This window comes from uncultured Oxalicibacterium sp., from assembly GCF_913776015.1.
Classification (GTDB): Bacteria; Pseudomonadota; Gammaproteobacteria; order Burkholderiales; family Burkholderiaceae_D; genus Oxalicibacterium.
This window is the reverse complement of the sequence record NZ_CAJYMD010000069.1, coordinates 24,650-30,649: the sequence shown is the minus strand read 5'-3', so window position 1 is coordinate 30,649 and position 6,000 is coordinate 24,650. Positions and strand designations below refer to the sequence as shown.

The window sequence follows — 6,000 nt, the reverse complement described above, 5'->3', positions numbered from 1 at the left end:
GATTAACGCTTCGAGAACTGCTTGGCGCGGCGTGCTTTGCGCAGACCGACCTTTTTACGTTCAACTTCACGTGCATCACGCGTCACGAAACCGGCTTTCGACAGTTCCGATTTCAGCGTGGCGTCGTAATCGATCAGAGCGCGGGTGATGCCATGACGAACAGCACCTGCCTGGCCCGATTCACCACCACCGTGGACGTTGACCATGATGTCGAAAGTTTCGACGTTGTTGGTCAGTTCCAGAGGTTGACGAATGACCATCAGGCCGGTTTCGCGCGAGAAGTATTCAGCGGCTGGTTTGCCGTTGACGACAATCTGGCCCGAACCCGATTTGATGAAGACGCGAGCAACTGCGCTCTTGCGACGGCCGGTGCCGTAATTGTAATTACCGATCATGGCCGTTCCTTAGAAATCGAGTGCTTTAGGTTGCTGAGCGGCGTGCGGGTGCGAACCTTCTGCATACACTTTCAGCTTCTTGATCATCGCGTAACCGAGCGGGCCTTTTGGCAGCATGCCTTTGACGGCTTTCTCGAGTGCGCGACCTGGAAAACGCTGTTGCATTTTCAGGAAATTGGTTTCGTAGATACCGCCTGGGTAACCGCTGTGGCGATAGTAGGTCTTTTCAGTTGCCTTGGTACCGGTCACGCGCAGTTTGCCTGCGTTGATGACGACGATGAAATCGCCCGTGTCGACGTGAGGGGTAAATTCTGGCTTGTGCTTGCCGCGCAGTCGGCGTGCCACTTCGCTGGCAACACGTCCGAGGACTTTGTCCGTCGCGTCAATCACGAACCAATCGCGCTGGACTTCGTGTCCTTTTGCGGAAAAAGTTTTCATGATGACTTTCCAAATAAATGATTTGCTCAAATATGGCGGTTACGCAAACAGCACGTACACATCCTTGTTATCTCTTCCTGAGCAAACGGAAGAACCGCAAATTATAGTCTTTTCAAAGACTTGGCGTCAAACCAAGGCATTGATCCAGCCTCGCCATATCCGGCATACGTCGCATCCTGACGACAAAACCACGTATCAAGTAGGTAATGATCGTCCTGCTCGCCACAGCGCAACCCTGCCAGTCATGCGATCCGCAGTTACAATGTCACAACTTTATTCGTTACTGATGAGAATCTGACAATGGAATGCACTGTACGCTGGACCGGCCTTGCTGCCGGCATGACTTTTCTGGCTGAAACCGGCTCGGGCCACGTCGTGGCCATGGATGGCGCCCCGGAGGGTGGCGGCCGCAATCTCGCACCACGCCCGATGGAAGTCGTGCTGCTGGGCACGGGCGGCTGCACCGCATACGATGTCGTCGTGATCCTGCGCAAGAGTGGTCAGGATGTGCGCGGCTGCGATGTCTCGCTGAAATCGGAACGTGCCGACACCGATCCGAAAGTCTTTACCAAGGTGCATTTCCACTTCACCGTCACCGGCCGCAATCTGAAGCCGAATGTGGTCGAACGCGCCATCAAACTGTCGCACGACAAATACTGCTCGGCCTCGATCATGATGGAGAAGACTGCCGAGATCACGCATTCCTACGAAATCATTGACGATACCGCGACAGCCTGAGTTTCAGCAGATCGTCACGAACAAAGGGAGCCAATGGCTCCCTTTGTTATTTTGGATGACGGCCTCAGCGACCGAATGCCCTAAATTGCAGAGCCTCCATCTGGAGGCTCTGCAATTGCATGCTCTATATATAGTATGCCGTCGTCGTCATCACCTTTGCCATGGCGCGCATGACCTGTCGCGCAGGTAACGGTACTTCTTTGGCGCCCAGCTCTTTCGCCGCGCTACCGTGCTCGGCCTCATCGACACTCATCTGCGAGACGATTGCCAACGACTTCATATCCTGCGCCGGCAGACGACTCATGTGATCGTTGAGGTGCGCTTCGACCTGACGCTCGGTTTCGACCACAAACCCCAGACTGCGCGCATCGCCCAACTTGGCAGCCACCGCCCCCAATACGTAAGCACCGGTATACCAAAGCGGATTCAGCAGACTGACGCGCGAGCCAAGTTCGTTCAGACGTTGCGCCGTCCAGGCCAGATGATCTTCTTCTTCGCGCCCGGCATGCTGCAGTTGCTTGCGCACCACGTCATCACGCGCGAAACGCGACTGCGCCTGATACAAAGCCTGCGCGCACACCTCGCCAACGTGGTTCACCCGCATCAGACCGGCGCTTTGCCGACGCGCAGCCGCATCCATCGGTGCCTCGTCGATACCGTTCGCAGGATTTGCCCTGCTGGCAACCGAAACGCCACTCATCACGCGCAACGCGCTATCGACCTGCCCAATCAAACGATCCGCAAATAACATCCCTGCAACTCCGATTTGAGAAACAACGTCCGCATCGCAGGGACGCAAACGTAAAAGACTGTGTCATTTTTCAAAATACTAACCGATATCAAACATTTTTTTGGCGCAGCCATTTAATCTTCTGCCGCCGTTCCGTAACCAAACGCATGCCCGTGCGGCAATCCCATCAAGTCGCATTGTCGACAGCTTATATGGCCGCTGGCCTTTGACGATGAAAAAAATACTCGCTTGCCTCGCCCTGCTTTCCCTGTGGTCGTTCCAGATCCATGCCCAACCTGTCACCATGACGATTTACGGCACGTTCGACAACGAAGCACCGAAAGGGCAAGCTCCCAAAGTCATCGAATCGACGAACGACTCCATCAGCATCTACGGCACCATTGATGCCGGCGTGCGCCATGTGACGAATACCAATGCCCGCGGTGGCGATCTGTGGACAGTGGGCTCGAACGGCCACTATTACAACAATCGCATCGGCGTAAAAGGCACAGAAGATCTCGGCGGCGGACTCAACGCGCACTTTCACTTTGAAACCGGCTTCAACTCGGGCACCGGCGCGCTGGACAACAATCAGAATCGTCTTTTCAACCGCATTTCATCCGTCGGTGTCGCCGGCGACTTCGGCTCGCTTGATTTAGGCCGCCAACCCTCGGTCGCCTGCAAGGTCGTACACGCCTACGATCCCTTCTCATACCGGTTCGTGCAGTTGATCCCACTCGCCGGGGCTGTTGCTGGCAACGCCGATCCCGACAATCCATTTGGAAAACTCGGTGGTACGCGCTTCAGCAATGCGGCGCAATACATCGGCAAATTCGGCGGCTTCACCGGCATGGCCGAGTATTCGTTCGGCGAAGAAGCCGGCTCAAATAGCGACGGCAGTGCCAAAGCGATCGGTTTCGTTTATCGCTTTGCTGAACACGCCATCGGCGCGGCCTACACAAGGCAACGTCCGAACGTCGCTGCCGCCAACGCAGCGCCTGTTTTCGCCGATCAGGATCAGTTGACCATTGGTGGCAGTTGGAAAAGCGGACCATTGCGCATTGCTGGTGGCTATATTGGTGCCAGCTCCGACACCACACGTCCCGCCACGCTCCGTACTGCACGCAACATCTGGCTAGGCGGTAGCTATGATGTCAATCCGCTCGTCAGCCTCACCACCGGTTACTACAGAAGCAACATCGAATCCACCAGCGGCGCCAAGGCACAACGCGACCTCACCTTGATCGGCGCCACCTATGCGCTCTCGAAACGCACGAATCTCTATGCCAACATCGATCGCGTCAAATTGGGTGGCTTCATTTCCGTCGTCGCAGGACGAGAAACCATGCAGACCGGGATATCAGTCGGCATCAACCATATGTTCTAGATAAAGCTTGGAGGCCGCGAGCGTCACGGAAGCCCCACAATTCTTCAGAAACAACTTGAAATAAACATCGCAAGTAGAAGAAATTCAGCCTCGGACGCCCCTTTTTGATACCAAAACGCACCGCCCTGTTGCAAATAAACGTCAAACTCCCCGCTTTCTTCCATGCCCTTTTGATATTTTGGTTGTCACCCAAGGGTTAATTTGTTTCAATCAATCCGTCGTCTTACCTTGCAAAAGGCGAGACAGGCAGCTCCGCAATGGACATCGTGTCCACTTGCAGGACAAGTGGAACACCTCCTACAACAACATTTGAGGAACATCTAAATGAAAAAATCGCTTCTGGCTCTGGCCGTTCTGGGCGCTTTCGCAGGTGCTGCATCGGCACAATCGTCGGTTACCGTCTACGGTATCGTTGATCTGGGCTTCACCAGCATCGACAACGGCAACGCAGCTGGCCGTGTTAACGGCATCAGCTCGGGCGGCCAATCGGCAAGCCGTATCGGTTTCAAAGGCACGGAAGATTTGGGTGGCGGTTTGGCTGCTAACTTCCAATTGGAAGGCACGATCGCTGCTGATACCGGCGCAGCATTCCAAACCAGCGCTACCGGTGGTAGCAACGGCGGCTTCAACCGTATCGCAACGGTTGGCCTAAGCGGCGCATTCGGTAAAGTTGATCTGGGTCGCCAAACTTCGGCAATCAAAGATGCATACGACCAAATCGATCCGTTCGGCGATGGTGGCGTGATTGCTCCAATCAGCGCAGTATTCTTCAACGGCGCCCTGTCTAGCGACAACGGCCGTATCAACAATGCTGTTAAATACTCAACGCCTTCTTTCGGTGGCTTCAAAGCAACCGCAGCTTACGGCTTTGGTGAAACCGCTGGCGATACTGGCGCAAACAGCAACTACGGCATCGGCTTGGGCTATGCAAATGGCCCTCTGAATGTTCAGTTTGCTTATCATAACCAAGACGTTTCGACGTACGCCAATCCATCGGCACAAACTGGTGAAAACAAACTGGCATTCATTGGTGCTACATATAACTTCGGTGCATTCAAACTGCACGGCGCATATGCTGATACCAAATTCGAAACCGGCCTGAACGCCACCGCAGCCCAAACCAAATACCGTAACGGCATGGTCGGCGTCAGCCTGCCACTGGGTCCTGGCAGCCTGTTCGTGAACTACGCTATCAACGATAACCGTACGACCAACAATGCTGACTCGAAAAAAGCAGCTGTAATGTACTCGTACGATCTGTCGAAGCGTACCAACCTGTACGTCGGTTATTCGCGCACGTCTAACGACCAATTGGCGACGGTTGGCACTGGCAGCATCACCAGCGTTGGTGGTGCAGGCGCAACTTCGACCGCTATCACTGGCGTAGCTGGCGAAAACACCTCGGCATTCGCTGTTGGTATCCGCCACAAGTTCTAATTTCTCGCAGGCTTTGCCTGCTTGAAGTTAAGCTTCATGAAAAGGCACCTTCGGGTGCCTTTTTTACGTCTGATCGCAGAAGATTGCATGGCATGCGATACTTGCGTACCCAACTGGCAATCATGCAAAAGGCAGTGTCGAAGTGAATCCCGGCAGAAACGATCCTTGCCCTTGTGGCAGCGGCAACAAGTACAAGAAATGCTGCGGCAAGGTAGCGCAAATCATCCCCGTCAAACCTGTTCGCACCAGTAGCGCGCTGCGCGAATGCGGCGACTGCACGGCATGTTGCGATGGCTGGCTGAAATCGACGATTTACGGACACGAGATGCGCCCCGGTGTGCGTTGCCATTTCGTGCGAGATGGCGGTTGCACGATTTACGAAACACGTCCCGAATCGCCTTGTCGTCAATTCGAGTGTGGCTGGGTTGATGCTGACAGCCCATTCCCCGAGGAATTCAAGCCGACCAAGCTCGGCGTGATCATCGTCAAGACCACGTGGCGCGGTTTGCCTGCGTATCGGCTGGCGCATGCCGGCCGCGATCTGAATGAGGCAGAACTTGCCTGGTTCATGCGTTTTGCCGAACAAACGAGCCGTCCATTCTTTTACGAGCAAAATGGCGAGACAACCGGCTACGGTCCACAGGCCTTCGTGGAAGACATGCAAATGAAACTGCGCAAGGGGTTGCCGCTGTTTGAATCGCACGCGGCGAGTAGTTGATTTCACCGCAGTCGTTTTACCTTTACAAGCCCCCCCACATCACTTCGCCAGCGCATTTTCAGCAAATACATGTGGCTGACAGCGACCTTGCCCGCCAACCCAAACGGCCCCACTCCACTAAGTACTAACAAGCCTTTCTGGCAGCGATCAACAAATA

At 54.7% G+C, this 6,000-nt stretch carries 7 protein-coding genes; 4 read left to right on the top strand and 3 right to left on the bottom strand.

The features are described from left to right. Window positions 1-2 precede the first annotated feature (2 nt). Both rpsI and rplM read right to left on the bottom strand, forming a co-directional pair. Window positions 3-395 (bottom strand): 30S ribosomal protein S9, encoded by a 393-nt coding sequence (rpsI, locus tag QZ725_RS12485; RefSeq protein ID WP_293780026.1) that lies wholly within the window; start codon window positions 393-395, stop codon window positions 3-5. Window positions 396-404: 9 nt separating this feature from the next. Beyond that, window positions 405-833: a 50S ribosomal protein L13 gene (gene rplM / locus QZ725_RS12480; RefSeq protein WP_293780024.1), complete on the bottom strand. Its 429-nt coding sequence runs from the start codon at window positions 831-833 to the stop codon at window positions 405-407. Between the two features lie 300 nt (window positions 834-1,133). Here rplM and QZ725_RS12475 point away from each other — a divergent pair, with 300 nt between their 5' ends. Beyond that, on the top strand, window positions 1,134-1,571 hold the full coding sequence (locus QZ725_RS12475; RefSeq protein ID WP_293780022.1) for an OsmC family protein: 438 nt from the start codon (window positions 1,134-1,136) through the stop codon (window positions 1,569-1,571). Between the two features lie 124 nt (window positions 1,572-1,695). On the opposite strand, the gene coq7 is transcribed toward QZ725_RS12475, so the two are convergent. Further along, a complete protein-coding gene (gene coq7 / locus QZ725_RS12470) occupies window positions 1,696-2,322 on the bottom strand; it encodes a 2-polyprenyl-3-methyl-6-methoxy-1,4-benzoquinone monooxygenase (RefSeq protein WP_293780020.1) in 627 nt (208 codons plus the stop codon). Window positions 2,323-2,533: 211 nt separating this feature from the next. Between coq7 and QZ725_RS12465 the strand changes: the two genes are divergently transcribed. The 3 genes from QZ725_RS12465 to QZ725_RS12455 all read left to right on the top strand — a co-directional run bounded on the left by QZ725_RS12465 (window position 2,534) and on the right by QZ725_RS12455 (window position 5,843). Beyond that, window positions 2,534-3,688, top strand: coding sequence for a porin (locus QZ725_RS12465; protein ID WP_293780018.1), 1,155 nt, complete (start codon window positions 2,534-2,536; stop codon window positions 3,686-3,688). A 324-nt stretch (window positions 3,689-4,012) separates the two neighbouring features. Next, on the top strand, window positions 4,013-5,125 hold the full coding sequence (locus tag QZ725_RS12460) for a porin (RefSeq protein WP_293780016.1): 1,113 nt from the start codon (window positions 4,013-4,015) through the stop codon (window positions 5,123-5,125). 142 nt (window positions 5,126-5,267) lie between these two features. Next, window positions 5,268-5,843 (top strand): SEC-C metal-binding domain-containing protein, encoded by a 576-nt coding sequence (locus QZ725_RS12455; RefSeq protein ID WP_293780014.1) that lies wholly within the window; start codon window positions 5,268-5,270, stop codon window positions 5,841-5,843. Window positions 5,844-6,000: the final 157 nt, after the last annotated feature.